Genomic DNA, 23,893 nt, shown 5'->3' on the forward strand with positions numbered 1-23,893 from the left:
CCTCCGCGTCCCCCGAAGGGAGACCGCCGGGTGCGGCGTCCGGCACCCGGCGGTCCACCTCCACAGCCTTCCGGAACCCGTCCACAGCCTTCCGGAACCCGTCCGGGCCGTTGACCTCGTCCCGAGGCTCGGCCCGAGCGTGCGAGGGATGAGGAGGACGGCCCCTTGCAGGGCCCGTCGCGAGCCGGCGAGCGGCGGGGGGCAAGGGGTGTTTTTCAGTCCTCCGAGGGGGCGGCCGGCAACTTCTCCTTGATCATGTTCATGACCGAGGAATCGGTCAGCGTGGTGACGTCGCCGAGCTCGCGGTTCTCGGCGATGTCGCGCAGCAGCCGGCGCATGATCTTCCCGGAGCGGGTCTTGGGCAGCTCCTGCACGACCATGATCTGCCGCGGCTTGGCGATCGGCCCGATGTCGCGCGCGACGTGGTTGCGCAGCGTCTGCACCAGGTCGTCGCCGGAGGCCCCTTCCCCCTGCTGCTCGGCGCTCCCGCGGAGGATGACGAACGCGACGATGCCCTGACCCGTCGTGGGGTCGCTGGCACCGACCACCGCCGCCTCGGCTACGGCCGGGTGCGCGACGAGCGAGGACTCCACCTCGGTCGTGGAGATGCGGTGGCCCGACACGTTCATGACGTCGTCCACCCGGCCGAGCAGCCAGATGTTGCCGTCGGCGTCCTTCTTGGCGCCGTCACCGGCGAAGTAGAAGCCCTTCTCCGCGAACCGCGACCAGTAGGTGTCGACGTAGCGCTGGTCGTCGCCCCAGATGGTCCGCAGCATCGAGGGCCACGGGTCGGTGATCACCAGCAGGCCGGTGGAGTCGTCGCCGAGCTCGTTGCCCTCGTCGTCGACGACCTTGGCCGAGATCCCGGGGAAGGGGGCCTGGGCCGATCCGGGCACGAGGGTGGTGACGCCCGGCAGCGGGTTGATCATGTGACCGCCGGTCTCGGTCTGCCACCAGGTGTCGACGATCGGGCAGCGGCCGCCCCCGATGTTCTTGTGGTACCAGAGCCAGGCCTCGGGGTTGATCGGCTCGCCGACCGACCCGAGGACCCGCAGGGTCGTCAGGTCGAAGCCGGCCGGGATGTCCTCGCCCCACTTCATGAAGGTCCGGATCACCGTCGGCGCGGTGTAGAGGATCGTCACGCCGTACTTCTGGATCAGCTCGAACCAGCGCCCGCGGTGCGGCGTCTCCGGCGTCCCCTCGTACATGACGGAGGTGGCCCGGTTCGAGAGCGGCCCGTACACGATGTAGCTGTGGCCGGTGACCCAGCCGACGTCGGCCGCGGTCCAGAAGACGTCGTCGTCGGCCTTGAGGTCGAAGCTCGCCCAGTGCGTGAAGCTGACCTGGGTCAGGTAGCCGCCGCTGGTGTGCAGGATGCCCTTCGGCTTCGCCGTCGTCCCCGAGGTGTACATGATGTAGAGCGGGTGCTCGGCGTCGAAGGATTCCGGCTCGTGCTCGGTGGACTGACGCCCCACGACGTCGTCCCACCAGAGGTCGCGCCCCTCGGTCCACTCGACGTCCTGCTCGGTGCGCTTGACCACGAGGACGTTGCGGACTCCGGAGCTGCGCCCCACGGCGTCGTCGACGGCCGGCTTCAGGGCACTGGGCGCCCCGCGGCGGTAGCCGCCGTCGGCGGTGATGACGAGGACGGCGCCGGAGTCGTCGAGCCGGCTGGCGAGCGCGTCGGCGGAGAACCCGCCGAAGACCACCATGTGGACCGCGCCGATCCGGGCGCAGGCCAGCATCGCGATCACGGCTTCCGGGATCATCGGCATGTAGATGGCGACCCGGTCACCGGCCCGGACGCCGAGCTCGGTGAGCGCGTTGGCGGCCTTGCAGACCTCGTCCTTGAGCTGGGCGTAGGTGATCGTGCGGGTGTCGCCCGGCTCGCCCTCCCAGTGGTAGGCGACCTGGTCGCCGTGCCCGTCCTCGACGTGCCGGTCGACGCAGTTGTAGGCGACGTTGAGTTTCCCGCCGGCGAACCACTTCGCGAAGGGCGGGTTGCTCCAGTCGAGGACCTCGTCCCACTCCTGCGTCCAGGTCAGCCTGCGCGCCGCCTTCGCCCAGAACGCCAGCCGGTCGGCGGCGGCCTCGTCGTAGATCTCGGGGCCGACGTTCGCGTGGGCGGCGAGCTGCTCAGGCGGGCTGAACGTCCGGGCCTCGGTCGCCTGACTCGTCTCGCTCATGCCGTACCTCCGGTGTCCGGCGCCGCGCGGGTGACGGGCGACGCAACGTGGCTCGGACCACACCGTATGGGGTCAGTGTGGTCCGCGTCTCCTCCTACCGGTGCGTAGCGAGAGGGGCCGGGCGTCCGGGCGGCACGAGCGCCGGTCACACTGCCGGCATGACCGCCCCGGAAGGCCAGGTCGCCGTCGTGGCCCGGCTGGCGGACGCCGGTGGGCTGGGCCTGCGCGCCCCGGCGTCCGCCGCCTCCTTCCCGGCCGTGCGCCTGGCCGACCCGACGTGGACGGCCGAGGTCCTCGCCCTCCGCGCGCCGGGGCAGCGCACCGGGGACCGGCGGGTGCTGGCGACCGTCTGGTGGTACTCGGTGTCGTCGGTGCTGCTCACCCCGCCGCTCGCCGGGCTGGTGACCGGCGTCCCGTTGTCCGCCCGCCTCCCGGACCTCGAGGTCTCGGTGCTGCGGGGAGCCTCCCCGGTCGCCGCGGTGGCGGCCGGACCCGGCTCGGGCGACCTGGCCGCGGATCTGCGGCAGACCCTGGCCGCCGTCGTGGCGGCGGTGGCGGAGGCGGGCGGCATGCGGGAGCGCCCGCTGTGGGCGATCGCGACCGACGCGCTGGCCAACCGGCTGCTCGCGCTCGGGCGGGCCGTGCGGGACGTCCCCGCGGCGACGGCCCTCGCCGCGCCGCTGGCGGCGGCTGTGGGCCCGCCGCTGCCGATGCCCCGGTACGAGGAGGTGCGAGGCGTCCGGTTCGTGCGGCGGGCCTCCTGCTGCCTCCTCTGCCGGGTGCCGGGCGGGCCGGTGTGCATCTCCTGCCCCCGCCGTCCTCCCGCCGAGCGTCTGCGCCTGCTGGAGACCGTGGCATCGCGCGGGTGAGTCGCGGGGGCTGAACCGGGCGGTGTCGTTCTCTCGCCTATCGGCGCGCCGGGGGTGATGATCGTCACAGTGCTCGACGACAGGGGGAGCCGCATGCCCGTCATGCCTGCAGCGTTCTTCGGTCACGGCAACCCGATGAACGCGCTCGAGAAGAACCGGTACACCGAGGCCTGGCGGGCGTTCGGTCAGGCTGTTCCGCGGCCGCGGGCGGTCCTGGTCGTCTCCGCGCACTGGTACGTGCACGCCACCGCCGTCACGGCCATGCCGCGGCCGCGGACCATCCACGACTTCTTCGGTTTCCCGCCGGAGCTCTTCCGGGTCGACTACCGGCCGCCCGGTCTGCCCGAGCTGTACGAGCAGGTGGCCGACGTGGTGCACCCGACGTGGGTCGGCGCCGACCTCGACAGCTGGGGCATCGACCACGGGGCGTGGTCGGTGCTCCTGCACGCCTTCCCGGACGCCGACATCCCGGTCGTCCAGCTGTCCATCAACGCGCTCAAGCCGTTCGACTACCACCTCCAGCTCGGCGCGGCGCTGGCCCCGTTGCGGAAGGACGGCGTGCTGGTGATCGGCAGCGGCAACGTGGTGCACAACCTCGGCGGTGTCAGCCGCGCGCTGCCCGACTCCGGCTTCGACTGGGCGCAGCGCTTCGACCAGGGTGCCAAGGAGGTGATGCTGACCGACCCCACGGAGGTCGGCCGGCTCGACGGGCACCGCGACTACGACCTCGCCGTCCCGACGCCCGACCACTTCCTGCCGTTGCTCTACGTCGCCGGGGTCGCGGCAGCGACGGACACGCCGGCCGAGGTGCTCGTGGACGGCTACGCGTACGGCTCGCTGTCGATGACGGCCTACACCGTGGGCATGAACCCGCCCGTGCCCTCCGGGTCGGGGTTCGCCGCCCCGCTGCCCGAGGGGCCACCGCCGGACGGCGCGAACATCTGAGGGCCCGCGTCACGGCGTTCCACCGGCGAAGCCAGCAGGGCCCACCGCAGCAGTGGCCGGCCGACGACGACGTGCGCGATCGCTGACCCGAGCACGCCCGGCGCCGTGAGGGGGTAGAGCACCGGGCGATCGATCGCGTGCAGTGCTCCGGCGGTCAGTCGAGGTCGCTGTCATCCGGCGGAGGGACGTCGTGCGGTCCGTTGAGGCCGACGACGGCGCCGACCACCCAGACCGCCGGTGGCCGGATGCCCTCGTCGACGACTGCCCGGGGGAGCCCGGCGAGCGTCGTGCGGACCGTGCGCTGCGTCGCCGTCGACCCGTCGGTGACCACGGCGACCGGGGTCTCCGGCGCCCGGCCGTGGTCGACCAGGGCGGCCGCGATCGCCGGTGCGGTGTCCACCCCCATGAGGACGACGACGGTGCCCCGCAGCCGGGCGATCGCCGCCCAGTCGACCAGGGACTGCGGATGACCGGGCGGCAGGTGCCCCGACACGACGACGAACTCGTGGGTCAGGCCGCGGTGCGTGACCGGGATGCCGGCGAGGGCCGGCACCGCGATCGCGCTGGTGACGCCCGGGACCACCTCGACCGGCACGCCGGCGGCCACGCACGCCTCGAGCTCCTCCATGCCGCGGCCGAAGACGAACGGGTCGCCGCCCTTGAGCCGCACGACGCGGCGCCCGGCCCGCGCGTGCTCCACCAGCAGGGCGTTGATCTGCTCCTGGGCCATGGAGCGCCCCCGGGGCAGCTTGGAGGCATCGATGACCTCGACGTCGGCGGGCAGCGACTCCAGCAGCGACAGCGGCGCCAGGTGGTCGGCCACGACCACGTCGGCCTGCGCGACGGCCTGCCGGCCCCGGACGGTGATCAGCCCGGGGTCGCCGGGCCCGCCGCCGACGAGGACGACGCTCCCCGCGCGGGTGCCCGCCGGGGTGCGCGAGGCGCGGTCGGTGATGCTGCCCTCGGTGAGGCCGGTCACCACGGCGTCCCGGACGCCGATCGCGCGCTGGGGATCGCCGCCCCCGTGCACGCCGACCACGAGTTCGCCGTGCCGCCCGACCGCCGGCGTCCACACGCTGGAGGCCGCCCGGTCGTCGGCCCGGGCGCAGAAGATCCGCAGCTGCTCGGCCTCCGCGGCGACGGAGGCGTTGACCGCGGGGTCGTCGGTGGCGGCCACCGCGTACCAGGCGCCCGCCAGGTCGCCGGTCTCGTACCGTCGGCGCACCCAGGTCAGCGACCCGGGCTCGACGAGCGCCTCCAGCGCCGGCGTGACCTCCGGCGAGACGACCGTGACCCGCGCGCGTGCCTCGAGCAGGCCGGCCACCCGCCGGTGCGCCACCTGCCCGCCGCCCACCACGACGACGCGCCGGTCGAGCAGTCGCAGGCCGACCGGGTAGACGGCCCCGCTCCCGGCCTCGGCCGGAGGGGCGTCCATCAGGCCTTCTCGGTGACGCCGGCGGCGTCGAACGTGGCGACGTCGCGCAGCGCCCGTGCCGCGCTGGACACCAGGGGGAGGGACAGGAGGGCGCCGGTGCCCTCGCCGAGCCGGAGGTCGAGGCCGAGGAGGGGGCGCAGCCCCAGGCTCTGCAGGGCGAGCGCGTGGCCCGGCTCGGCGGAGCTGTGCCCGGCCAGGGCGTACTGCACCGCCGTCGGGCACAGCCCGGCCGCCACGAGGGCGGCCGAGCCGGCGATCACCCCGTCGAGCAGCACGGGCACGCGCGCCGCGGCCGCACCCAGCACGAACCCGGCCAGGGCGGCGTGCTCCAGCCCGCCGACCTCGGCCAGCACGTCCAGCGCCGCGGCCGGCGTCGTGGGGCGCGCGGGAACGCGCGCCACGGCCCGGGTGACCACCTCGACCTTGCGCGCGAGCGTGGGGTCGTCGACGCCGGTGCCGCGACCGGTGGCGGCCGCCGGCGCGGCACCGGTGAAGGCGCAGACCAGCGCGGCCGACGCCGTCGTGTTCGCGATCCCCATGTCACCGGTGATCAGGCAGGGCGAGGCGGTGGCCAGGCGGGTGGCCACCTCGATGCCGGCCTCGACCGCCCGCCGTGCCTCGTCCACGGTCATGGCCGGACCCTCGGCGAGGTCGGCCGTGCCGCGCCGCACCTTCCGGTCCAGCAGTCCGTCGGCGGGGTCCAGCGGCGCCGCCACCCCGACGTCCACGACCACCACCTCCACGCCGAGCTCGGCGGCGAAGGCGTTGACCACCGCACCGCCGGCCAGGAAGTTCGCCACCATCTGGGCGGTCACCTCCTGCGGCCAGCGGGTGACGCCCTGGGCGTGGACGCCGTGGTCCCCGGCGAAGACGGCGACCACCGCGGGCACCGGCAGCGGCGCCGGGCAGGTGCCGGCGATCCCGGCGAGCTGCGCGGCGACGTCCTCGAGCACGCCCAGCGAGCCGGGGGGCTTGGTCATCCGGTCCAGCCGCTCGCGGGCGGCGCGCTCCGCCGCGGCGTCCCGGGGCACGATGGCGGCGATCGTCTCGCCCAGCAGGGTGCCGGCGAAGGGGTTCGGGTCGGTGCTCAGCGCGTCTCCTCGGCAGCGGGGTCTGCGGACAGGATCCCAGTGAGCGCGGCGGCGAACGCACGGGAGGTCTCCGGATCACGGACCGCGACCCGGAGGTGGTCGCGGGAGAGGCCGGGGAAGGTGTCGCCGCGCCGGACCGCCCAGCCCCGCTCGCGCAGGATTCGGCGCACCCGCTCGCCGTCGGGGACGCGGAGCAGCACGAACGAGGAGCGCGGCCGGCCCAGGACCTCCACCTGCGGCGGGAGGGCCTCGACCAGGGCGGACCGGTGCTCCTCCAGTGCCCGGGCCGCCGCGTCGGCCTCGGCCCGTGCCGCCGGCGTGGTGCAGGCGGCCAGTGCCGCCAGCGCCGGGGTCGACACCGGCCAGTGCGGTTGCTGCGCCGCCATGCCCGCCACGAGTCCGGCGGGCCCCAGCGCGTACCCGACGCGGAGCCCCGCCAGGCCCCAGGTCTTCGTCAGGCTGCGCACCACCACCAGCCCGGGCAGGTCCGTCCGCCCGGAGAGCGACTCCGGCTCGCCGGGCACCGTGTCGGCGAAGGCCTCGTCCACCAGCAGCACCCGGCCGGGGCGGGCGAGAGCGGCCAGCGACCGGGCCGGGTGCAGCACCGAGGTGGGGTTGGTCGGGTTCCCGACCACCACGAGATCGGCGTCCTGGGACACGTCGCCGGGCTCGAGGCGGTACCCGTCGGCGGCCCGCAGGTGCAGCCGCGTGACCGGGTGGCCCGCCGCCCGGAGCGCCGCCTCGGGCTCGGTGAACGACGGGTGGACGACGACGGCGCGGCGCGGCTGCACGGCCCTGGCCAGGAGGGTGAAGGCCTCGGCGGCACCGGCGGTCAGCAGCACCTCCGACGGGTCGCGGCCGTGCGCCGCGGCGACGGCGGACCGCGCCGGGCCGGCGTCGGGATAGCCGGCGCTGTCGTCCAGGGCCTCGTGCAGGACTGCCCGCAGCCACGCCGGCGGCGCGCCGGCCCGCACGTTGACGGCGAGATCGACCAGTCCGGGCGCCAGCTCGGCATCCCCGTGGTGGCGCAGGTCGACGGCGGACCCGTCCGGCGCGGGTGCCTCCGGCGTGGCGGGGCGAGCGGTCACCGGCCCCTCCTCCCGGGTCGTTCCGGCCGGCGCACATGACACCACGCCGTCCACGCGGGCCTTCGTCGAGGCGTGGGTCCTCGCGGCGCCGCCGGTCCGGTCCGGAGGTGTGCCGCCCTCCACGGGTCACCCGGACAGGGTCACCCGCTGACCGGAGGCGCCGCACGCGCCTACCCTTGCTGGCCGGGCCACCCGGAGGAGTGCGCCCGGTGGACCCCAGGGAGGCGGAACTGTCCGAGGACGTGACGGCCGGGACCGGGACGGGCGCGGACGACTCCGTGCTCCTCTTCGTCGGCGGCCCCCTCGACGGGCGGGTGGAGATCCGCGCGGCGCGGCACGGGGAGCCGCTGCCGACGGTGACGCACGTCCACCTCCACGACGGGCCCAAGGTCGTCCACCGCTACGACCTCGAGCCGCTCACCGACGGCGTGGGCGTCTACAACCTGCGCCCGCCGGTCCGCAGGCCGGCCCGGGACGAGTCGATCGCCGACTGACCGCGCAACGTCCCGTCGACGTCCTCGCGGTGCGGGGAGGACACCTCCCGGCATGACCGGGACGGTGCCGTCGGACCGTCGGCAGCGGCGGCGGGACACGGTCGGGGCGGGAGCTCCAGCCGGACGCGGCCGAGTTCTGCCGCCTGTTGCCGGGCCGCGGCCAGGGGAGTGCCTGCTCGGTCAGCAGACGCCCCTCTGATCCCTTCCGCCGGACCGGCGGATGCCGCCGCGCCCTTGCCAGTGGCAAGTTGCCACTGGCAAGATGACTGCATGCCCAGCGCGGACGCAGATCTGAGGACGACGTTGCTGCGCGCCACCGCGCAGGTGGTCGCGGAGTCCGGCGTGGGGGAGGTCTCCGTGCGCGCGCTCGCCCGCGCGGCGGGGGTCTCCCACGCAGCGCACCGCCACCACTTCGCCTCGCGGACCGGGTTGCTGACGGCCCTGGCCGCCGAGGGGCACCGACTGCTGGCCGCCGCGCTGGAGGAGGCCACCGCCACGAGCTTCCTCGAGGCCGGCGTGGCCTACGTCGGCTTCGCCCACGACCATCCGGGCCACTTCGCGGTGATGTTCACACCCGACGCCCTCGACGGGGAGGACCCCGAGCTGGTCGCGGCACGGGCGCGGACGTTCGGCGTCCTGTCCGCGGGTGTGGAGTCGCTCGCCGCCCAGGGCAGGGTCGAGGACGCGCGGGCAGCCGTCGTCGCGGCGTGGTCGCTGGTCCACGGTCTGGCCACCCTCGCCGCCACGGGCAACCTCTCCGGCGCGGGGCTCGCTCCACCACCGGGCCGGGAGGCGCTGCTGGACCTGGCCCGGCGCGCGGCGGGCATGCTCTTCGGCTCGCCGTCCGGGGGTACCGGCGATGCGTGACGCCGTGCTCCTCTTCCACGTCCTCGCCGGCACCGCGGGCCTCGTGCTCGGGCCGGTATGGCTGGGCCTGCGCGTCCGCGGCCTCCCCGACCGCGCCGCCGCCTGGGCGTACCAGCTCGCCGTCGCGGCCGTCGCACTGACCTCGGCCTACCTGGCCGTCACGGCCCCCGGCCTCTGGTGGCTCCTGCCGTTCGGGGTGATCACCGCGGCGCTGGCGGTCGCCGGCGCGACCGCCCGCCGCCGCGGGTGGCGCGACTGGCGCACCTGGCAGCCGCATCTCCTCGGTGGTTCCTACATCGCCCTCACGACCGGAGCCCTCGTCGCGGGAACCGGCAACCCGGTCTTCTGGCTGGTTCCCGCCCTCGTCGGCCAGCTGCCGATCGCCGTCGCCAAGCGCCGGCTGCACGGCACGCAGCCGGCTGTCTGAGGCCGGGCGGACTCACCAGCCCTGGACGCGCCGTGCCGCGCCGACGACGCGGTCGAACAGGGGGCGGTCCACCGCGGCGCCCTCACGGCGGACCGACGACGGGTCGAGGACGAGCAGCCGGTCGAGCCGGACCTCGCTCGGCCGGCGGCGGCGGTCCCAGGCGCCTGTGCCGATGTCGGTCCAGACCCGGCCACGGCGCGCCTCGTCCGCGGCATCGCGGTCGTGGTCCTTGCTGGTGAGCATCAGCCCGAGGAGCTCCTCGCCGCGACGGCCGACGACCAGCACGGGGCGGTCCTTGCCGCGGCCGTCGCCCTCGTCGTAGGGCACCCAGGCCCAGACGATCTCGCCGGGGTCGGGCCGGCCGTCGTCGCGAGGGCCGTACGCCAGGTCGGCGGAGATCGACACGGGCTCCGGCGGCCCGGCGGGCGCCGGGCGTCCGGACGAGGAGGGCGGACGGGATCGTGCCCACCCCGCCGGGGACACGGCGCGGTGGACCCGTTCCGCGATCCGGCCGGCCAGCCCGAGGAGGCGTCCGTCGCGCGGCATCCCGGCACCGTACGTGGCGGGGCGCCGGCGTCGCCGCAGCGCCCCGACTGTCACGTGTGACACATCGGCACCAATTGGTCACGGAGGGGGTTGAGGTCGCCGGTGGTCGGGCACAGCTGGCCGCACGGGGTCGTCACGGGCGGGGACACCCCGGGAGAAGGGGGCTCCCATGACGACGGCCGAACCGGCGCGACCAGCGGTTCCTCGGGCCCGTGACGTGCAGGCCAGCGTCCTCGCGGCCTTCCAGCTCGTCGAGGACGCCCGCTACCACGGCAGCGGCCGGCGCCACCGCCGCACGCGGGCGCGGCTGCTCGCCGAACGCGTGGTGGCCGACCGGAAGCTGCTCCGGGACCTGCGCGCGGGCTGACGCCCCTCGCGGGCGCCGTCCCTCTCCTGCGCGGGACGGGGAGGAGGGTCCTCGGTCAGGCCACGCAGAACTCGTTGCCCTCCGGGTCGGCGAGCGTGGCCCACTCGTGCGGTCCCTGGGAGGCGCGCCACAGCTCGGTGGCACCGAGCGCCACCAGCCGGGCGACCTCGGCCTCCCGCCGGTCCGCCCCCACGCGCACGTCGAGGTGCACGCGGTTCTTGACCGTCTTCGGCTCGGCCGCCCGCTGGAAGAGCACCCGGGGCCGGCCGGGGTCCGGCGAGGTGATCGCGGCGCCGTCCTTCCACACGAGCGCGCCGCGGTGCCGGGTCGTGTCCGCGTCCGACGCGGCGCCGACCTCGATCATCTTCAGGATGAACGACTCGTCCTGGGGCTCGACCCGCCAGCCGAGCGCCTCGGCCCACCAGTCGGCGAGCTCGTGCGGGGCCGAGCAGTCGATCGTGACCTGGAAGTCGAATGCCATGGTCCGGACGCTAGGGCAGGCCACCGACGATCGGCCCCGTCCGGAGGCCCGCCGCGAACCCGCGAGTGGTGAGGAGGACGGGGTCCGTCGTCAGAGCTCCGCCGCGAGCCCGGCGCGGAGGGTCGCCTCGTCCGGGACCGTGTCGTCGCGGCAGTGGTCCCGCAGCACCTGCGAAAGGGGCGGGAAGACCGACCGCGGCACCCGGCTCTCGAGGTTCCACAGCCCCGAGCGCATGACCGCCTTGGAGCACTGGAAGTAGGCCCGCTCGACCTCCAGCACCAGCACCGACAGCGGCTTCCTGCCGAACTCCGTCAGGTCGATGCCCAGGGAGTCGGCGGGCAGCAGGCTGGTCCTCCCGTACACGCGGAGCGTCTCGTCGATGCCCGGGACGACGAACATCAGCGCGGCCCGCGGGTTGACGGCGAGATTGCGCAGGCTGTCGACCCGGTTGTTGCCCTGCCGGTCGGGCAATGCCAGCCGGCCGCCGTCGAGGACCCGGACGAAGCCGGGCTCGCCGCCGCGGGGCGAGACCTCGGGCCACCCCTCGGGCGAGGCGGTGGCGAGCGTGCAGAACGGCGAGAGCCCGATGAAGGCGGTGCAGTGGTGGTCGAGGTGGTGGATCACCTTGTCCAGCACGCGCCGGCCGGGGGCGTGGTAGCCGGCCAGCACCTCCGCCGCGGGAGGCGCCGCGGGCAGGGGTGCGGGGCGAGCGGGCGCGGCGGCGCGGCCGCTGGCGGCGACGGGATCCACGCACCGACGGTAGCCGCCCGCTAGCGTCGCACCTCGTGCCACAGGTCTGGAGCTCGCCGGTCCGGTACGTGGAGTGCGACCAGCAGGGCATCGCCTTCAACGCCCACTACCTCGTGTGGGCCGACGAGGCGGTGAACACCTGGTGGGATGCCCTCGGCGTCCGCTGGCCCGACCTCAACGCCGGGGGCGTCGACTACCTCGTCGTGGCCAGCAGCCTCGAGTGGCGGTCGTCGGCACGCTGGGGCGACACGGTGGACGTGGACGCCGACCTGGAGAAGCTGGGGCGCACCAGCATCACCGTCGGCTTCACCATCCGCGTCGGCGACCGGCGGTGCTGCGTCGTCCGTACGACCTACGTCTGCACGGTGGACGGCGTGCCGGCGCCCTGGCCCGACGACGTGCGGGCGCTCCTCACCGGGGACTGAGCACGGGTCCCCGGTCGGGCGCAGAGCTCACCAGCCCGCCTTCTCCTGCCCCGAGAGCTCGGCGATGGCCGCCATGATCGTGTCCGTCACCTCGCGCCGCGCGCGGTTGCTCCCCGCCTTGCCGCGGTACTCCGGAAAGGTCAACGGCTTGCCGAAGACCACGGTGCAGCGGTGCGGCCGCGGCCACTTGGCCCCCACCGGCTGGATCCGGTCGGTCCCGATGAGGCCCACCGGCACGACGGGGCAGTCGGCGGTGAGCGCCAGCCAGGCGACCCCGGTCTTGCCCCGCGCCAGCCGGCCGTCCCGCGAACGGGTGCCCTCCGGGTAGATGCCGAAGCCGCCGCCGGCGCGCAGGACGGTCATCGCCGTGTCGAGCGCCTCCTGGGCGGCGCGATGGGTCTGCCGCTCGACCGGCAGTGCCCCCAGGGCCGTGAACCACGTCCGCGTGAGCCAGCCGCGCACGCCGGACCCGGTGAAGTACTCCGCCTTCGCCAGATAGCCCACCCGGCGGGGCGCCATGAGCGGGATGATCATGCTGTCGATGAAGGACAGGTGGTTGCTGGCGATGATGAAGGCGCCGGTGGCGGGCACGTTCTCCCGCCCCACCACGTGCGGGCGGAACAGGAGCAGGAACAGAGGGCGCAGGATGAGCCGGGAGATGAGGTAGACCACGCCGCGCTGTCCTCCGGGGCTCGTGGGTGCACGCCGTCGACGGGATGTCGGCAGGTGGTCCGCGCATTCTCCCCAACGGCCCGGAGGAGCCGGGACTCAGGCCGTGCTCACCGCAGCGGCTGGGTCGGCGGGCACGCGTCCCGGATGATCGCGCGGACGTCGTCGGGCAGTCGGGTCTGCCCGGCCGCCGAGCGGGTGATGACCTCGGCGATGTCGCGCACCTTCCGGTGCGTGTGGCTGGAGATGTGGGCCAGCAGGTCGAAGGCCACCTGGTCGCCGCAACTGGTCAGGAGCATGAGGATGCCCTTGGCCTGCTCGATCGCCGCCCGGCTGGCCATGGCGGCGCGCAGCTGCCCCACCTCGGCCTCGAGCGCCTGCGCCCGCTCCACGTCGGAGCCGGGCGGGCGGCACTCGGTGATGTCGATGCACATGCCCTCGACGGCGGCGACGTCCCCGTCCCCACCGCGCACCGGTTCACCCACCAGGACGACGGTCCGCTCCGCACCGTCGGCGCGGAGGATCCGGCTCTCGAGGGCGAAGGCGCGGCCGTCGGTGCAGGCCCGGGCGACGGCCTCGAGGATGCGGGTGCGGTCCTCGGCCTTCTGCTGCCCGAGGAGGTCCTCGGCGGCCGACTGGGCCGACGTGGCGGGCAGGCCGTGCACCGTGAACATCTCCGGCGACCACCACCAGCCGCCACTGAGGCGGTCGTAGCGGTAGCGGCCGGCCATGGGCTCGGGTGGTCGTGGCGGTTCGGGCGCCGGGCGGGCGGCGACCGGTCGGGGCGGCGCGGGCGCGGCGTGTGCGGAGCGGCTGACGACTCGCTGACGAGAAACGGCCGGTGACGACATGACTTCCCCCTACTCAGAAGCGCGCCGGACGACCAGCGGCCCGCGGGGCCGTGTGCTCGACCACGCGGCTCCGGCTCCGTCGCACGGAGCCGGTCGCTCTGATGCGAGGACGGTACGTCCCGGGACCGGCACCCGCATGCGTTATGGGAGAGGCCACGACCGAATCGCCCAGGACGCAACGCGTGCCCGTGGTCGTGCCGTGACGGTTCGTGGCCTCGAGTCCACGGAGCGTCGCGCTCAGACCACCGTCAGCAACCGCGCCGGCGTGCCCGGCGCACCTTCCGAGCGCAGCCGGGCCTGCACCTGTGCGAGCACCTCGATCGCTCTGCGGAGCTCGGCGGCGGGGCGGGTGAACGGCAGCCGCAGGTGCTCGTCGAACGCGTGGCCGGTCCCGAACGCGCGTCCTTCGGCCAGCAGCAGCGCCAGCGGAGCCGCTGCCCCCGCGAGCGTCGCGGAGCTGATGTCGGCGGGCGCCCGGCGATCCGCCGGCCGGCCACCCGCACGTGGATCCCGGCGGCTTCCCGGTCCTCTCCCGGCCGAGGGGGCTGTTCGAGCGCCCGGCTCAGCCGCGCGAGCGCCGGGGCCATCGCGCGGTGGCCGCGACGATCGCCGCGGTCGTCCAGACCGCGCGGGAGAGCCGTACCGCGCGGCGGATGTCGCTCGCCGCGGGCGGGCGTCCGTCGCCGAGCGCCGGCCGCACCTCGACGCGGCTGCCGTAGACGTTGCGGCCACCCAGCCGCAGGCCGAGGGCGCCGGCCAGCGCGGCCTCGCAGCGGCCGGAGTTGGGACTCGGGTGGGCGGCGCCGTCACGCAGCCACGTCCGCAGCGCCCCCGACGGGGAACCGCCGGCCAGGGGGGCGCAGGCGACGGTGAGGACGGCGGTCGCCCGGGCGGGCAGCCAGTTCGCGACGTCGTCCAGCCGGGCGGCGGCCCAGCCGAAGCGTGCGTAGCGCGGGGACCGGTGCCCGACCATCGCGTCGAGGGTGTTGACCGCCCGGTAGGCGAGCAGCCCGGGGATGCCGGCGGCGGCGCCCCAGAACAGCGGGGCGACGGCGGCGTCGGAGGTGTTCTCCGCCACCGACTCCACCGTGGCGCGGGCCAGGCCTGCCTCGTCCAGCGCGCGGGGGTCCCGGCCGGCCAGCGCGGGGAGCGCGGCGCGTGCGGAGGGGACGTCGCCCATCGCCAGAGCCTGCTGCATGGTCGTCGCGGCGCGGCCCAGCGACGTGCCGCCCAGGACCGTCCACGTGGCCGCGGCGGTGGCGAGGGTGCGGGCCACCGGATGCCGCCGGGTGGCCCGGTCCACCGCCGCTCCCAGACCCGCCGCCGCACCGGTGAGCACGAGCGCGTGCCCGGTCCCCGCCGGCCGCGAGTCCCGCCAGGTCCGGCGCTCCAGGGCCTGCGCCGCGCGCCCGAACCCGGCGACCGGATGACCCCGCCGGGGATCGCCGAGAACGAGGTCCGCCACCGCCCCGAGGGCCAGGCCCAGGGCGGTCGGGACGGTCACGCCGGACATCGTGCCAACCGCCGTCCCGGGTGCCGTCCCTAGGATCGGCGGTCATGCGCCTGCCCGGCCGTTACGACGGCGTCGCCCGGCCGATCGTCACCTACGGCAGCAATCCGGTCCTGCACCGTCCCTGCGCCCCCGTCACCGAGTTCGGCGAGGGGCTGCGCCGGCTGCTCCTCGACATGTTCGCGAGCATGGCCGCCGCCGACGGGGTCGGCCTGGCGGCCAACCAGATCGGCGTGGACGCGCGCATCTTCGTGATCGACTGCCCGGACGCGGCCGGGGAGGACGTCGTCGGCTACGTGATCAACCCGACGCTGACGGTCCTGGAGCCGGTGGGCGACGAGCCGGCCGAGGAGGTCACCGAGGAGGGCTGCCTGTCCGTGCCCGGTCCCTACGCCGAGCTGCCCCGCGCCTTCCGTGCCCGGGTGGACGGGGTGGACCTGAAGGGCGACCCGGTGTCGATCGAGGCGACCGGGATGGCCGCCCGCTGCCTGCAGCACGAGGTCGACCACCTGAACGGCACCGTGTACGTCGACCTGCTGCCCGAGGCCGACCGGGAGCGGCTGCTCGCGGAGGCGGCCGGCCCCGGCGGCGACCTCCCCGCCTGACCCGGGGACTGCCCGGCGGAAAATGGGGTGAGCCGACGGCCGTCGTCCGAGCAGGATGGCCGGGCCCCCACCACGGAGGAGATGCCGACCGTGCACCCCCTGACCGAGCAGCAGGTTCGCCGCTCCTTCGTGAACTGCTCGCAGGGCGAGGCCAAGGGCCTGGCGCTGCCGAAGGACTTCGACACGCTCGACTGGTCCGCGCTGGAACTGCTGGGGTGGCGGGATCCGAAGGCGCCGCTGCGCGGCTACCTGGTGGTCGAGGACGGCGACCGGCCGGTGGGCGTCGCCGTCCGGGCGGCCGACACCCGCATGTCAGGGCGCACGACGGCGATGTGCCTGCTCTGCCAGACCGCGCAGCCGGGCGACGCCGTCTCGCTGTTCACGGCCAGACGCACCGGCGAGGCCGGCCGCAACGGCAACACGGTCGGCACCTACATGTGCGCCGACCTCCGCTGCGCGCAGCGGGTGCGCGCCGACATCCCTCCGTGGCTGCAGGACCGGGATCCGGCCGAGGTCCTCGCCGAGCGGACCGCCGAGCTGCGCGAGCGCGTCCAGGGGTTCGTCGACGCCGTCCGGCGCTGAGGTGCGCGGTTCCCTGGGTGAGGACGCCCACCCTGCCCGGGCTCGGCGACGACGCCCTGCCCGGGGGTGAGCGGGCTCAGGCGGCGACGGTCTCGGGCCGCTCCGCGGGGACGGTTCCGCCGACGGTCCGGCGGGCCCGCACCAGGCCGGTGACGGCGAGCAGGGCCAGCAGGACCACGACCGACTCGTAGACCTCGGTGGTCCGGGTCAGGCCGAACTCGGCGACGGCGATCCCCGCCGCGATCGCCGGAAGGCTGAACGCCAGGTAGCCGACGACGAAGATGCTGGCCAGCAGGCCGGCCCGGTGCCCCGGGGCCACACCCCGGGTGATGGTCGCCACCGCGCCGAGGAAGGCCGCCCCGAAGCCGAACCCGGTGACGACCGCCGCGGTGAACAGCAGCGGCGCCGAGGTGGCGAACAGGGCTCCGAGGGTGCCGGCGACGCCGACCGTGAAGACCAGCGCGCCGACGAGGTGGGCCCGTTCCGGAGGTGCGGTCCGCAGGGCCAGCGAGCCCGCGATGCCGGTGCCGTTGAGCGCGAGGATGAGCAGGCCGCCGGCCACGTGGTTGTCGATGCCGAAGACGTCGGCCACCAGCGACGGGCCGAGCGATGCGTACAGCCCGCCGAGCGCCCAGCAGGCGACCAGGAGGGGAAGGGCCACGACGAAGGGCTTCCGGTGCGCACCGGGCACGTGCGCCCGGGGCCGCAGCGAGCCGAGGGCGCCCGGTACACGGGGCGAGCTCTCGGGCAGCAGGACGGTGCCCACCGCCGCGAGCAGGAAGACCACGGTCAGGACCCCGAACACCCAGTCGGTCGGCGAGGGGACGAACTGGACGAGGAGCCCGGCGGCGACCGCGCCGATCGAGAGCCCCAGCCCGGGTGAGGCGCTGTTGATGAACGCACCCAGCGGCCGGTCCCGGTGCTGCAGGTCCAGCAGCGACGCACCCAGCGTGCTGGTCAGTGCGCCGGTGGCCAGTCCCTGGACGACGCGGGCGCCGAGCAGCCAGCCCACCCCGTCGGCGAACAGGAAGAGCGCCATCGCAGCGGCCTCGAGCAGGAAGGCGCCGACGAGCACCGGGCGCCGGCCGACGTGGTCGGACAGCCCTCCGACCACGAGCAGCGAGGCGAGCAGCGCGAAGGCGTAGACGCCGAAGACCGTCGTCAGGACGCCGGAGCTGAAGCCGAACTGCTCCTGGTAGACCCGGTACAGCGGGGAGGGCACCCCCGACGCGGCGAGCATGACCACCAGGAGCGCGGCCACCGACCAGAAGGCGGGAGCTCGCGGCAGGCGGCGCGGGGCGGGCACGACAGCGGACAAGCCGCCCGCCGTCCGGGTGATTCCCGGCGCCCCGCGTGTCGTGTCCGCCGGACGCGTGGTGGCAGCGTGCGCGGGTAGGGGCGCACCATGGCGCTCCCGCGGATCCTCGTCCTGGTGCTGGCCGGCGGAGCGGGGGGACGCCTCGAGTTGCTGACCGAGCAGCGCGCCAAACCCGCCGTCCCCTTCGCCGGGGTGTACCGGCTCATCGACTTCCCGCTCAGCAACTGCCAGCACTCCGCCATCGCCGACGTGTGGGTCTCGGTCCAGTACCACCCGACCTCGCTGTCGGACCACCTGGCCAACGGCCGGCCCTGGGACCTCGACCGGACCTTCGGCGGACTGATGATGCTGCCGCCGTTCCAGGGCACCGACCGGGGCGGCTGGGTGAGCGGCACGGCCAACCTGCTGTGGCGCCAGGCGGATCTCATCCGCGAGTACGACCCCGACGCGCTGGTCGTGGTCAGTGCCGACGCCGTCTACAAGCTCGACTACCGCGAGGTCGTCGACGCCCATCTCGGCTCCGGCGCGGAGGTCACGATGGTGACCACCGAGGTCGCCGCCGACGATGCGTCGCGGTACGGGATCGTGCAGGTCGACGGCGAGCGGGTGACCGACTACGCGTACAAGCCGGAGGAGCCGGCGACGACGACGGCGACCAACGAGGTCTTCGTCTTCGCCCCCGGTGCCACGCTCGATCGGCTGGAGGCGCTCGACGACGACCTGGGGGAGGACGGCCTCGAGGACCTCGGCAGCCATCTGCTGCCGGCCCAGACCCGTGACGGCCTCGCCCGCGCGTACCCGCTCCGGGGGTACTGGCGGGACGTCGGCACGATCCCGGCGTACTGGCAGGCGCACCGCGACTTCCTCTCACCCGAGCCCCCCATCGATCTCGACGACCTGTCGTGGCCGCTGCACACCCGCGGTGGCCGGCACAGCGCAGCCCGGATCCTGTCCGGTGCGGTGGTCGACGAGAGCCTGGTGTCGGGCGGTACCCGGGTCGCGGGGGAGGTCCGCGGTTCGGTGCTGTCCCCCGGCGTGGTGGTGGAGAAGGGCGCGACCGTCGTCGACTCCGTCCTGCTGCCGGGGGTGCGCGTGCGGGCCGGCGCGCGGGTCGTCCGGTCCGTGCTCGACGACCTCGTCGACATCGGCGAGGGCGCCGTGGTCGGCGGGGAGGGGGACGTCACCCTGGTCGGGCGGCGGGCCCGCGTGGCGGCCGGCCGTGAGGTCGCGGCCGGAGCCCGCCTGCCCGACCCGGAGGAGGATTGACCCGCCCCCCCTCTCAGGACCGCGGGGCGTCGAACTCCATCCACACCCGCCGCCGGTCGTACCGGCTGTGCACGCGCGCCATCGCGGCGACCCGGCGGCGCTGCTCGGCGGTGGCCACGTGGTTGACCACGGCGAGCTCGGCCTCCCGCATGGCGCGTTCCGCCGCGAACTCGGCCGGGGTGGAGGGGTACTCCGGGGGCTCCGGTGCCGGCTGGGGACGGGCGGCGGCGTAGGGGCTGTCCGGTGGGAGGTTGCCGGTGAGGCGCCCGTAGGCGCCCAGCAGCAGGAGGACCAGGCCGGCGACGGCGGAGAAGACGACGTTGCTCATCTCGAAGGCGAGCAGGTTGAGGTCCGTGCGCAGCACCGCCAGGTTGGCCAGGGCGGAGAGGATGAACAGCGACCCGACGATCATCATGATCGTCGAGGCCACCCGTGGGCCACGCAGGGCCGCGAAGACGAGCACCGCGGCCGTGATCACCGAGATGGTCGAGAGGAGTCCGTTGGAGGACATGCCGAGGATCGGCTCGCCGCTGGTGGAGAAGAACTCCAGGCCGCCCGCGAAGCCCAGGAGCCCGAACACGAGGATGACGGCGGCCACGCCGAGGGCACCCACCCGGTGGACGGCGAGCACGCGGGCGGCGGCCGGGCCGGCGTTCCCCGCCGGTGTCGTGGCTGCGGGCCCCCGCTGATCGGGGGCGGGCGTGGCTCGGTGGGAGACGGGACGCAGGTGCATGGCGGGCTCCTCGGTGGGGTGCTGATGCCCCGTGCTTCGGTGGAGGACCGTCGTCCGGATGCGCGTGTCGGCGGAGGGACTCCCGCGGCCCTCGGTGGGAAGGCTCCGGGCACCGTCGTCGTTCATGCCGGCATGACGCAGCCGTTCGAGATCGACCTGCACTCGGAGTTCCTGCGGGCCGACCTCTTCCTCGCCATGGGGCAGCCCACGGAGGCGGCCCGCATCCTGGAACGCGTCGTCGCCGCCGAGCCGGCCAACGAGGCCGCCCTGGAGATGCTGGCCCGGTCCTACTTCGGATCGGCGCAGCTGGCGCGGTCGGAGGAGGCGCTCACCCGGCTGGTCGAGCTGGCGCCCGCCAACGGTTGGGCCCGCCGTGCGCTGGCGCGCACGCTGGAGCGGCAGAGCCGCGCCGGCGAGGCCGTCGCCCACCACCGGATGGCCGACGCGCTCGGCGCCGCCTGACCGCAGCCGCCCGGCGGCATGACGCAGCCGTACGAGGCCGTGGCGTCACGCCACGCCGATGCCGGCGCGGGCCCCGGTGGACGAGCCGGGTCACCCGTGGCTTTCGGGGAACCCCGTCCCCATGAGCATCCTCGGAAGACTGATGGGATCTGCAGAGACCGCCGCGCGCGGCGCCGCGCGGGGCGGCCGCACCACGGGGCGCCCGGTGCGCGGCGTGGGCCAGCCGGTGGGTCGGCGGGGCATGAGCCGCAGCGGGATGGGCTGGGGGGCCATGGGCCGGAGCGGGATGGGCCGGAGCGGGATGGGCCGGAGCGGGATGGGCCGGAGCGGCATGGGCCGGGGGCGCGCCGCCACACCGGCGACGGGCGGTGGCCTCGGTCGCCTGGTCGAAGGCCTCCTGCGCCGCCGCTGAACCCGGCCTGACGGGTCAGAAGGCGACCGCGGCCACCAGCAGGGTGGCGGCGGTCGCCGTCTCGCCCATCGCGCCCATCACGTCACCCGTCACGCCACCGAGCCGGGTCCGGGCCCGGCGGTGGAGGAGTTCGGCAGCCAGCACACCCCCCGCGGCGCTGGCCGCCAGGCGCACCGCCGGTTCCGGTTCGCCCGTCGCGGCGATCAGGAGCGCGAGCAGCACCAGGCCGCACCCGGTCAGCCAGGCCGCCGAGACCGTGCCGGCCACCAGCGCGCCCAGCGAGGAGCCCTCCGCCGTCACCACGCCGGGCAGGCCCGTCCTGGCCATGGCGATCCGGGCCACCACCACGGCGCACCAGAACGCGAGCCACCCCCAGCGGGTCTCCAGCAGGGCCGCCAGGCAGGAAATCTGCACCAGCAGGGTGAGCACCAACGTCCCGACGCCGAACGGCCCGACGTCGCCCTGGCGCATCACCTGCAGCGCCCGCTCCCGGCTCCGCAGCGGGCCCAGTCCGTCCGCGGTGTCGGCCAGCCCGTCGAGGTGCAGCCCGCGGGTGAGCAGCGCCAGGACGGCGACGCCGAGCACCGCGCCCGCCAGGGGGGAGATCCACCGGTCGCCGACGACGGCGATGCCGGTCGCGATGCCGCCGAGCACCAGACCCACCAGCGGGGCCCAGGGCAGCACGCCGCTTCCGGAGACCGCCCAGCGCCGGGGGACGGGCAGGACGGTGAGCAGCGCGGCCGACTCGAGGGGCCCGGTGATCCTCATGCCGGGCGGATGGCCCGCGCGGGGTCGGCGCTCACACGATCAGCTCGAGCCGCGTCACCGTTCCGTTGTGCGGGGTGACCGCGGGCAGCGCGTCGGGGCCGAGCCCTGCCACGACGGCCTGGGCCGCGCGGATCGTGTCGCCGTGGGTCACCAGCGCGATGACGTCGGCAGGAGGCTCGGCGGCGAGCTCCTTGAGGAACGCCTGCACCCGGGCGTGCAGCTCCGCCAGGCTCTCCCCGCCGGGCGCCGACCAGTGCGGGTCGGTCCAGTCGACCCGGTTCCACAGGTCCCGGGAGGGCAGCCCCTCCAGCTCGCCGTACCCCTGCTCGCGCAGCGCCGGGCTGCAGACGATCGGGAGGCCGGTCGCGCGGGCGCAGTGCTCGGCGGTCTGCACGGCGCGCAGGAGGTCGCTGGAGATCAACGCTCCGGGGCGGAGGCGTGCCAGATCGGCGGCGGCGGTGTGGGCCTGCGCGTGCCCGAGCGCGGTCAGGGGGACGTCGGGGGTCTGCCCCTGCATGCGCCCGGCGGCGTTCCACTCGCTCTGTCCGTGGCGGACGAGCAGCAAGGTCAAAGGTCGGGCCATGGCAGGGGAAAGCGTAGGCGAGGGCCGTGCGGGCTCCGACGGCGCGCCTCGTACCGTCGTCGTCGTGGCCGGGTCTGCGCGGCCACCCGTCAGCACAGCGGCTCCGGTCACGTGACCCGCGAGCGCAGCGAGGAGATCACGTGAGCATTCCGGTCCGGCCGGGCGCCGCCCGGCCCGCGGCGACGTCCGGCGCGGCCGATCCGCTGGCTCCGCTGCTCGACCTGCCCGGCGTCCGGGACGCCGCCGACGCCGCCCGCGCCGGCATCGACCGGCTGCTGGGCCACCGCGTGCTCCGCCGGGAGTCGGCCGGCGTCAGCACCGAGTCCGCGCTCCGGGGTGCCCGGGCGTCGGCGGCGCTCGACGGCGTGGACGTGCCCCTGGCCGACCTGCGCGCGGGTTCCGTGGGCGACCCGGTCGTGCAGGGCGCCCTGCGGGTGTCGGCGGGACTGGGCTCGATGGTCGAGACGTGGTCGAGGGCACCCGGTCAGGTGCTGGCCAGGTTGCACGTGCTGGCCGCGGCCGACCTGGCCGAGTCCGCCGCCCTGGGACGCCCGGCGCCGCACGCGGGCCCCCGGCTGTCGGGGCTGTTCTCCCTGGTCACGGGGGGTACGGCGGCACCGGCGGTGCTCGTGGCCGCGCTGGTGCACGGTGAGCTCGCCGCACTGGCCCCGTTCGGCACCGCGGACGGTGTCGTGGCCCGGGCCGCCGGGCGGCTCACCGGGATCGGCCGGGGCCTGGACCCGAAGGCGGTGTCGGTGCCGGAGGTCGGTTTCGCCGAGCTCGGCGCGCAGGCGTACGCGCAGGCGCTGGCCGGCTACGCCTCCGGGACGGAGGCGGGGGTGGCCGGATGGCTGGTCCACTGCTGCCGGGCCACCGAGCACGGAGCCCTCGAGGGGCTGGCGATCTGCGAGAGCCTGCTCCGGGGCTGACCCGCGTGCGGCCGCGCCGTGGCCTCGGCAGCAGGAGGAGAGGCCTCGTCAGCGGGGGGAGAGCAGGAACCCCACCAGGGCGGTGAGGACCACCCCGCAGGCGCCGGCCGCCGCGGCCACCAGCCAGGCGCCGGTGACGGCGCCGACGGCTGCCGCGACCACGATGGACAGCCACGGGCCCGACAGCGACAGGAACAACCCGATCCGGCCGGCGCGCGATCGGCGGCGCCGGCGCGGGGTCCTGCGGACGGACTGCCCGAAGAGGACCGCGGCCAGGCACACGGCGAGCACGGCCAGCCAGGCGAGGACCACGGTGACCACGTCGGCAGGATGGCCCACCCGGGCGCGGCGGCGGGGGAGCCCCGCCGCGCCGTCAGGCCCCGCGGCGGCGGCGGCGGCCGGGGAGCGGCCCAGGGGCCTCGGTGGCGAGCAGACCGGCGCGGAGGGCGCGGTGCCGCGCGTACCAGGCGAGCCCCACGACGGCGGCCCCCACACCGACCGCGGCGCCGGTGACCACCGGGGCCGGCGGGGCGGAGAACCGCGCCCGCATGCTGACCGGCCGGGTGAACTGCAGGACCGGCCACCCGTGCTCGAGCGCCGCCTTGCGCAGCCCGCGGTCGGGGTTGACCGCGGTCGGATGGCCGACGGCCGACAGCATCGGCAGGTCGGTGACGGAGTCGCTGTAGGCGTAGCAGTCGGCGAGGTCGTAGCCGCCGGTCGACGCCAGCTCCCGCATCGCCGCCGCCTTGTTCTCGCCGTAGGCGTAGAACTCGATCTCGCCCGTGTAGCGGCCGTCCTCGACGACCATGCGGGTGGCCACGACCCGGTCGACCCCGAGCATCTCGCCGATCGGCTCCACCATCTCCGCGCCGCTGCTGGACACGATGACGATCTCCCGACCCGCGGCCCGGTGCTCCTCGATAAGGTCCGCCGCCTCGGCGTAGACCAGCGGGTCGACGATCTCGTGCAGCGTCTCGCGGACGATGTCCTGCACGGTCGCGGCGTCCCAGCCGGTGACCATCGCGGTCAGCTGGGCCCGCAGGCGTTCCATCTGCGGGGCGTCGGCACCGGCCCGGGAGAAGACCAGCTGCGCGTAGGCGGTCTTGAGCACTGCCCGGCGGTTGATCAGGCCACCCTGGAAGAACGGCCGGCCGAAGGCGAGCGTGCTCGACTTGGCGATGACCGTCTTGTCCAGATCGAAGAACGCCGCTGCGCGCGTCACAGTGCACGACTG

General features: G+C 75.4%; 29 protein-coding genes. 13 read left to right on the forward strand and 16 right to left on the reverse strand.

Annotation, left to right across the window (positions count from 1 at the left end; genetic code table 11):
- Positions 1-215: 215 nt before the first annotated feature.
- The gene (gene acs, locus ACFSHS_RS08580) at positions 216-2,186 is read right to left on the reverse strand and encodes an acetate--CoA ligase (RefSeq protein WP_376874097.1); all 1,971 of its coding nucleotides are present in this window, start codon (positions 2,184-2,186) and stop codon (positions 216-218) included.
- Positions 2,187-2,344: 158 nt separating this feature from the next.
- Here acs and ACFSHS_RS08585 point away from each other — a divergent pair, with 158 nt between their 5' ends.
- Positions 2,345-3,055 (forward strand): iron reductase, encoded by a 711-nt coding sequence (locus ACFSHS_RS08585; protein ID WP_376874099.1) that lies wholly within the window; start codon positions 2,345-2,347, stop codon positions 3,053-3,055.
- Positions 3,056-3,157: 102 nt separating this feature from the next.
- A complete protein-coding gene (gene ygiD, locus ACFSHS_RS08590) occupies positions 3,158-4,000 on the forward strand; it encodes a 4,5-DOPA-extradiol-dioxygenase (protein ID WP_376874101.1) in 843 nt (280 codons plus the stop codon).
- Between the two features lie 154 nt (positions 4,001-4,154).
- On the opposite strand, the gene cobA is transcribed toward ygiD, so the two are convergent.
- Genes cobA through cobC form a run of 3 tightly spaced genes read right to left on the reverse strand, consistent with a single transcriptional unit; the run spans position 4,155 to position 7,614 of the window.
- On the reverse strand, positions 4,155-5,435 hold the full coding sequence (gene cobA, locus ACFSHS_RS08595; protein WP_376874103.1) for a uroporphyrinogen-III C-methyltransferase: 1,281 nt from the start codon (positions 5,433-5,435) through the stop codon (positions 4,155-4,157).
- The gene (cobT, locus tag ACFSHS_RS08600; protein ID WP_376875163.1) at positions 5,435-6,526 is read right to left on the reverse strand and encodes a nicotinate-nucleotide--dimethylbenzimidazole phosphoribosyltransferase; all 1,092 of its coding nucleotides are present in this window, start codon (positions 6,524-6,526) and stop codon (positions 5,435-5,437) included. Before cobT ends, cobA begins: the two co-directional genes overlap by 1 nt.
- Entirely contained in the window at positions 6,523-7,614 is a 1,092-nt protein-coding gene (gene cobC / locus ACFSHS_RS08605) for an Rv2231c family pyridoxal phosphate-dependent protein CobC (RefSeq protein ID WP_376874105.1), read from the reverse strand. The genes cobT and cobC overlap by 4 nt, the downstream gene beginning before the upstream one ends.
- 209 nt (positions 7,615-7,823) lie before the next feature.
- On the opposite strand from cobC, the gene ACFSHS_RS08610 reads away from it, so the two are divergent.
- The 3 genes from ACFSHS_RS08610 (at position 7,824) to ACFSHS_RS08620 (ending at position 9,402) form a co-directional block, all read left to right on the forward strand.
- On the forward strand, positions 7,824-8,108 hold the full coding sequence (locus ACFSHS_RS08610; RefSeq protein WP_376874107.1) for a hypothetical protein: 285 nt from the start codon (positions 7,824-7,826) through the stop codon (positions 8,106-8,108).
- Positions 8,109-8,378: 270 nt separating this feature from the next.
- Complete coding sequence (locus ACFSHS_RS08615) at positions 8,379-8,975, forward strand: TetR/AcrR family transcriptional regulator (RefSeq protein WP_376874109.1); 597 nt, start codon at positions 8,379-8,381, stop codon at positions 8,973-8,975.
- Positions 8,968-9,402, forward strand: a complete 435-nt coding sequence (locus ACFSHS_RS08620; RefSeq protein WP_376874111.1) for a hypothetical protein — start codon at positions 8,968-8,970, stop codon at positions 9,400-9,402. Before ACFSHS_RS08615 ends, ACFSHS_RS08620 begins: the two co-directional genes overlap by 8 nt.
- Before the next feature lie 12 nt (positions 9,403-9,414).
- Here ACFSHS_RS08620 and ACFSHS_RS08625 read toward each other — a convergent pair whose 3' ends face one another.
- Positions 9,415-9,807 carry a type II toxin-antitoxin system PemK/MazF family toxin gene (locus ACFSHS_RS08625; RefSeq protein ID WP_376874113.1) on the reverse strand — a complete coding sequence of 131 codons (393 nt, stop codon included), beginning with the start codon at positions 9,805-9,807 and terminating at the stop codon, positions 9,415-9,417.
- Between the two features lie 310 nt (positions 9,808-10,117).
- On the opposite strand from ACFSHS_RS08625, the gene ACFSHS_RS08630 reads away from it, so the two are divergent.
- The gene (locus ACFSHS_RS08630; RefSeq protein ID WP_376874115.1) at positions 10,118-10,315 is read left to right on the forward strand and encodes a hypothetical protein; all 198 of its coding nucleotides are present in this window, start codon (positions 10,118-10,120) and stop codon (positions 10,313-10,315) included.
- A gap of 55 nt (positions 10,316-10,370) precedes the next feature.
- Here the strand turns inward: ACFSHS_RS08630 and ACFSHS_RS08635 are convergent, their stop codons facing one another.
- A complete protein-coding gene (locus tag ACFSHS_RS08635) occupies positions 10,371-10,796 on the reverse strand; it encodes a VOC family protein (protein ID WP_376874117.1) in 426 nt (141 codons plus the stop codon).
- A gap of 90 nt (positions 10,797-10,886) precedes the next feature.
- Positions 10,887-11,546 carry an MSMEG_1061 family FMN-dependent PPOX-type flavoprotein gene (locus tag ACFSHS_RS08640; RefSeq protein ID WP_376874119.1) on the reverse strand — a complete coding sequence of 220 codons (660 nt, stop codon included), beginning with the start codon at positions 11,544-11,546 and terminating at the stop codon, positions 10,887-10,889.
- A gap of 35 nt (positions 11,547-11,581) precedes the next feature.
- Here ACFSHS_RS08640 and ACFSHS_RS08645 point away from each other — a divergent pair, with 35 nt between their 5' ends.
- The gene (locus ACFSHS_RS08645; RefSeq protein WP_376874121.1) at positions 11,582-11,971 is read left to right on the forward strand and encodes an acyl-CoA thioesterase; all 390 of its coding nucleotides are present in this window, start codon (positions 11,582-11,584) and stop codon (positions 11,969-11,971) included.
- 27 nt (positions 11,972-11,998) lie between these two features.
- Here the strand turns inward: ACFSHS_RS08645 and ACFSHS_RS08650 are convergent, their stop codons facing one another.
- From ACFSHS_RS08650 to ACFSHS_RS08660, 3 genes are all read right to left on the reverse strand, one after another.
- On the reverse strand, positions 11,999-12,643 hold the full coding sequence (locus tag ACFSHS_RS08650) for a lysophospholipid acyltransferase family protein (RefSeq protein WP_376874123.1): 645 nt from the start codon (positions 12,641-12,643) through the stop codon (positions 11,999-12,001).
- A gap of 107 nt (positions 12,644-12,750) precedes the next feature.
- Positions 12,751-13,371: a PAS and ANTAR domain-containing protein gene (locus tag ACFSHS_RS08655; RefSeq protein WP_376874125.1), complete on the reverse strand. Its 621-nt coding sequence runs from the start codon at positions 13,369-13,371 to the stop codon at positions 12,751-12,753.
- A 682-nt stretch (positions 13,372-14,053) separates the two neighbouring features.
- Complete coding sequence (locus ACFSHS_RS08660; RefSeq protein ID WP_376874127.1) at positions 14,054-14,995, reverse strand: cobalamin biosynthesis protein; 942 nt, start codon at positions 14,993-14,995, stop codon at positions 14,054-14,056.
- Positions 14,996-15,048: 53 nt separating this feature from the next.
- Here ACFSHS_RS08660 and def point away from each other — a divergent pair, with 53 nt between their 5' ends.
- Both def and ACFSHS_RS08670 read left to right on the forward strand, forming a co-directional pair.
- Positions 15,049-15,606 (forward strand): peptide deformylase, encoded by a 558-nt coding sequence (gene def / locus ACFSHS_RS08665; RefSeq protein ID WP_376874129.1) that lies wholly within the window; start codon positions 15,049-15,051, stop codon positions 15,604-15,606.
- 81 nt (positions 15,607-15,687) lie between these two features.
- A complete protein-coding gene (locus ACFSHS_RS08670; protein ID WP_376874131.1) occupies positions 15,688-16,188 on the forward strand; it encodes an FBP domain-containing protein in 501 nt (166 codons plus the stop codon).
- 76 nt (positions 16,189-16,264) lie between these two features.
- Here the strand turns inward: ACFSHS_RS08670 and ACFSHS_RS08675 are convergent, their stop codons facing one another.
- On the reverse strand, positions 16,265-17,506 hold the full coding sequence (locus ACFSHS_RS08675) for an MFS transporter (protein WP_376874133.1): 1,242 nt from the start codon (positions 17,504-17,506) through the stop codon (positions 16,265-16,267).
- A gap of 87 nt (positions 17,507-17,593) precedes the next feature.
- Here ACFSHS_RS08675 and ACFSHS_RS08680 point away from each other — a divergent pair, with 87 nt between their 5' ends.
- Positions 17,594-18,772 (forward strand): glucose-1-phosphate adenylyltransferase family protein, encoded by a 1,179-nt coding sequence (locus ACFSHS_RS08680; protein ID WP_376874135.1) that lies wholly within the window; start codon positions 17,594-17,596, stop codon positions 18,770-18,772.
- 13 nt (positions 18,773-18,785) lie between these two features.
- On the opposite strand, the gene ACFSHS_RS08685 is transcribed toward ACFSHS_RS08680, so the two are convergent.
- Complete coding sequence (locus ACFSHS_RS08685; protein WP_376874137.1) at positions 18,786-19,505, reverse strand: DUF4383 domain-containing protein; 720 nt, start codon at positions 19,503-19,505, stop codon at positions 18,786-18,788.
- A gap of 132 nt (positions 19,506-19,637) precedes the next feature.
- On the opposite strand from ACFSHS_RS08685, the gene ACFSHS_RS08690 reads away from it, so the two are divergent.
- Together ACFSHS_RS08690 and ACFSHS_RS08695 are read left to right on the forward strand one after the other, a co-directional pair.
- Positions 19,638-19,967, forward strand: coding sequence for a tetratricopeptide repeat protein (locus tag ACFSHS_RS08690; protein WP_376874139.1), 330 nt, complete (start codon positions 19,638-19,640; stop codon positions 19,965-19,967).
- 142 nt (positions 19,968-20,109) lie between these two features.
- Positions 20,110-20,379 carry a hypothetical protein gene (locus ACFSHS_RS08695; protein WP_376874141.1) on the forward strand — a complete coding sequence of 90 codons (270 nt, stop codon included), beginning with the start codon at positions 20,110-20,112 and terminating at the stop codon, positions 20,377-20,379.
- A 15-nt stretch (positions 20,380-20,394) separates the two neighbouring features.
- On the opposite strand, the gene ACFSHS_RS08700 is transcribed toward ACFSHS_RS08695, so the two are convergent.
- Positions 20,395-21,147, reverse strand: coding sequence for an adenosylcobinamide-GDP ribazoletransferase (locus tag ACFSHS_RS08700; RefSeq protein WP_376874143.1), 753 nt, complete (start codon positions 21,145-21,147; stop codon positions 20,395-20,397).
- A 31-nt stretch (positions 21,148-21,178) separates the two neighbouring features.
- The gene (locus ACFSHS_RS08705) at positions 21,179-21,730 is read right to left on the reverse strand and encodes a histidine phosphatase family protein (RefSeq protein WP_376874145.1); all 552 of its coding nucleotides are present in this window, start codon (positions 21,728-21,730) and stop codon (positions 21,179-21,181) included.
- 140 nt (positions 21,731-21,870) lie between these two features.
- On the opposite strand from ACFSHS_RS08705, the gene ACFSHS_RS08710 reads away from it, so the two are divergent.
- The gene (locus tag ACFSHS_RS08710; RefSeq protein ID WP_376874147.1) at positions 21,871-22,659 is read left to right on the forward strand and encodes an oxidoreductase; all 789 of its coding nucleotides are present in this window, start codon (positions 21,871-21,873) and stop codon (positions 22,657-22,659) included.
- 48 nt (positions 22,660-22,707) lie between these two features.
- On the opposite strand, the gene ACFSHS_RS08715 is transcribed toward ACFSHS_RS08710, so the two are convergent.
- Both ACFSHS_RS08715 and ACFSHS_RS08720 read right to left on the reverse strand, forming a co-directional pair.
- Positions 22,708-22,980, reverse strand: coding sequence for a hypothetical protein (locus ACFSHS_RS08715; RefSeq protein ID WP_376874149.1), 273 nt, complete (start codon positions 22,978-22,980; stop codon positions 22,708-22,710).
- Positions 22,981-23,032: 52 nt separating this feature from the next.
- Positions 23,033-23,881: an HAD family hydrolase gene (locus ACFSHS_RS08720; protein WP_376874151.1), complete on the reverse strand. Its 849-nt coding sequence runs from the start codon at positions 23,879-23,881 to the stop codon at positions 23,033-23,035.
- Positions 23,882-23,893 lie beyond the last annotated feature (12 nt).

The organism is Blastococcus deserti, from assembly GCF_042682525.1.
Taxonomy (GTDB): domain Bacteria; phylum Actinomycetota; class Actinomycetes; order Mycobacteriales; family Geodermatophilaceae; genus Blastococcus_B; species Blastococcus_B deserti.

Coding starts and splice junctions, on each gene's coding strand:
- ACFSHS_RS08685 (WP_376874137.1), bottom strand. CDS start 19,505: ATGCACCTGCGTCCCGTCTCCCACCGAGCCACGCCCGCCCCCGATCAG.
- ACFSHS_RS08655 (WP_376874125.1), bottom strand. CDS start 13,371: ATGGCCGGCCGCTACCGCTACGACCGCCTCAGTGGCGGCTGGTGGTGG.
- ACFSHS_RS08695 (WP_376874141.1), top strand. CDS start 20,110: ATGGGATCTGCAGAGACCGCCGCGCGCGGCGCCGCGCGGGGCGGCCGC.
- ACFSHS_RS08670 (WP_376874131.1), top strand. CDS start 15,688: ATGCCGACCGTGCACCCCCTGACCGAGCAGCAGGTTCGCCGCTCCTTC.
- def (WP_376874129.1), top strand. CDS start 15,049: ATGCGCCTGCCCGGCCGTTACGACGGCGTCGCCCGGCCGATCGTCACC.
- ACFSHS_RS08680 (WP_376874135.1), top strand. CDS start 17,594: ATGGCGCTCCCGCGGATCCTCGTCCTGGTGCTGGCCGGCGGAGCGGGG.
- cobA (WP_376874103.1), bottom strand. CDS start 5,435: ATGGACGCCCCTCCGGCCGAGGCCGGGAGCGGGGCCGTCTACCCGGTC.
- ACFSHS_RS08635 (WP_376874117.1), bottom strand. CDS start 10,796: ATGGCATTCGACTTCCAGGTCACGATCGACTGCTCGGCCCCGCACGAG.
- ACFSHS_RS08585 (WP_376874099.1), top strand. CDS start 2,345: ATGACCGCCCCGGAAGGCCAGGTCGCCGTCGTGGCCCGGCTGGCGGAC.
- ACFSHS_RS08630 (WP_376874115.1), top strand. CDS start 10,118: ATGACGACGGCCGAACCGGCGCGACCAGCGGTTCCTCGGGCCCGTGAC.
- ACFSHS_RS08620 (WP_376874111.1), top strand. CDS start 8,968: ATGCGTGACGCCGTGCTCCTCTTCCACGTCCTCGCCGGCACCGCGGGC.
- ygiD (WP_376874101.1), top strand. CDS start 3,158: ATGCCTGCAGCGTTCTTCGGTCACGGCAACCCGATGAACGCGCTCGAG.
- acs (WP_376874097.1), bottom strand. CDS start 2,186: ATGAGCGAGACGAGTCAGGCGACCGAGGCCCGGACGTTCAGCCCGCCT.
- ACFSHS_RS08705 (WP_376874145.1), bottom strand. CDS start 21,730: ATGGCCCGACCTTTGACCTTGCTGCTCGTCCGCCACGGACAGAGCGAG.
- ACFSHS_RS08690 (WP_376874139.1), top strand. CDS start 19,638: ATGACGCAGCCGTTCGAGATCGACCTGCACTCGGAGTTCCTGCGGGCC.
- ACFSHS_RS08700 (WP_376874143.1), bottom strand. CDS start 21,147: ATGAGGATCACCGGGCCCCTCGAGTCGGCCGCGCTGCTCACCGTCCTG.
- ACFSHS_RS08615 (WP_376874109.1), top strand. CDS start 8,379: ATGCCCAGCGCGGACGCAGATCTGAGGACGACGTTGCTGCGCGCCACC.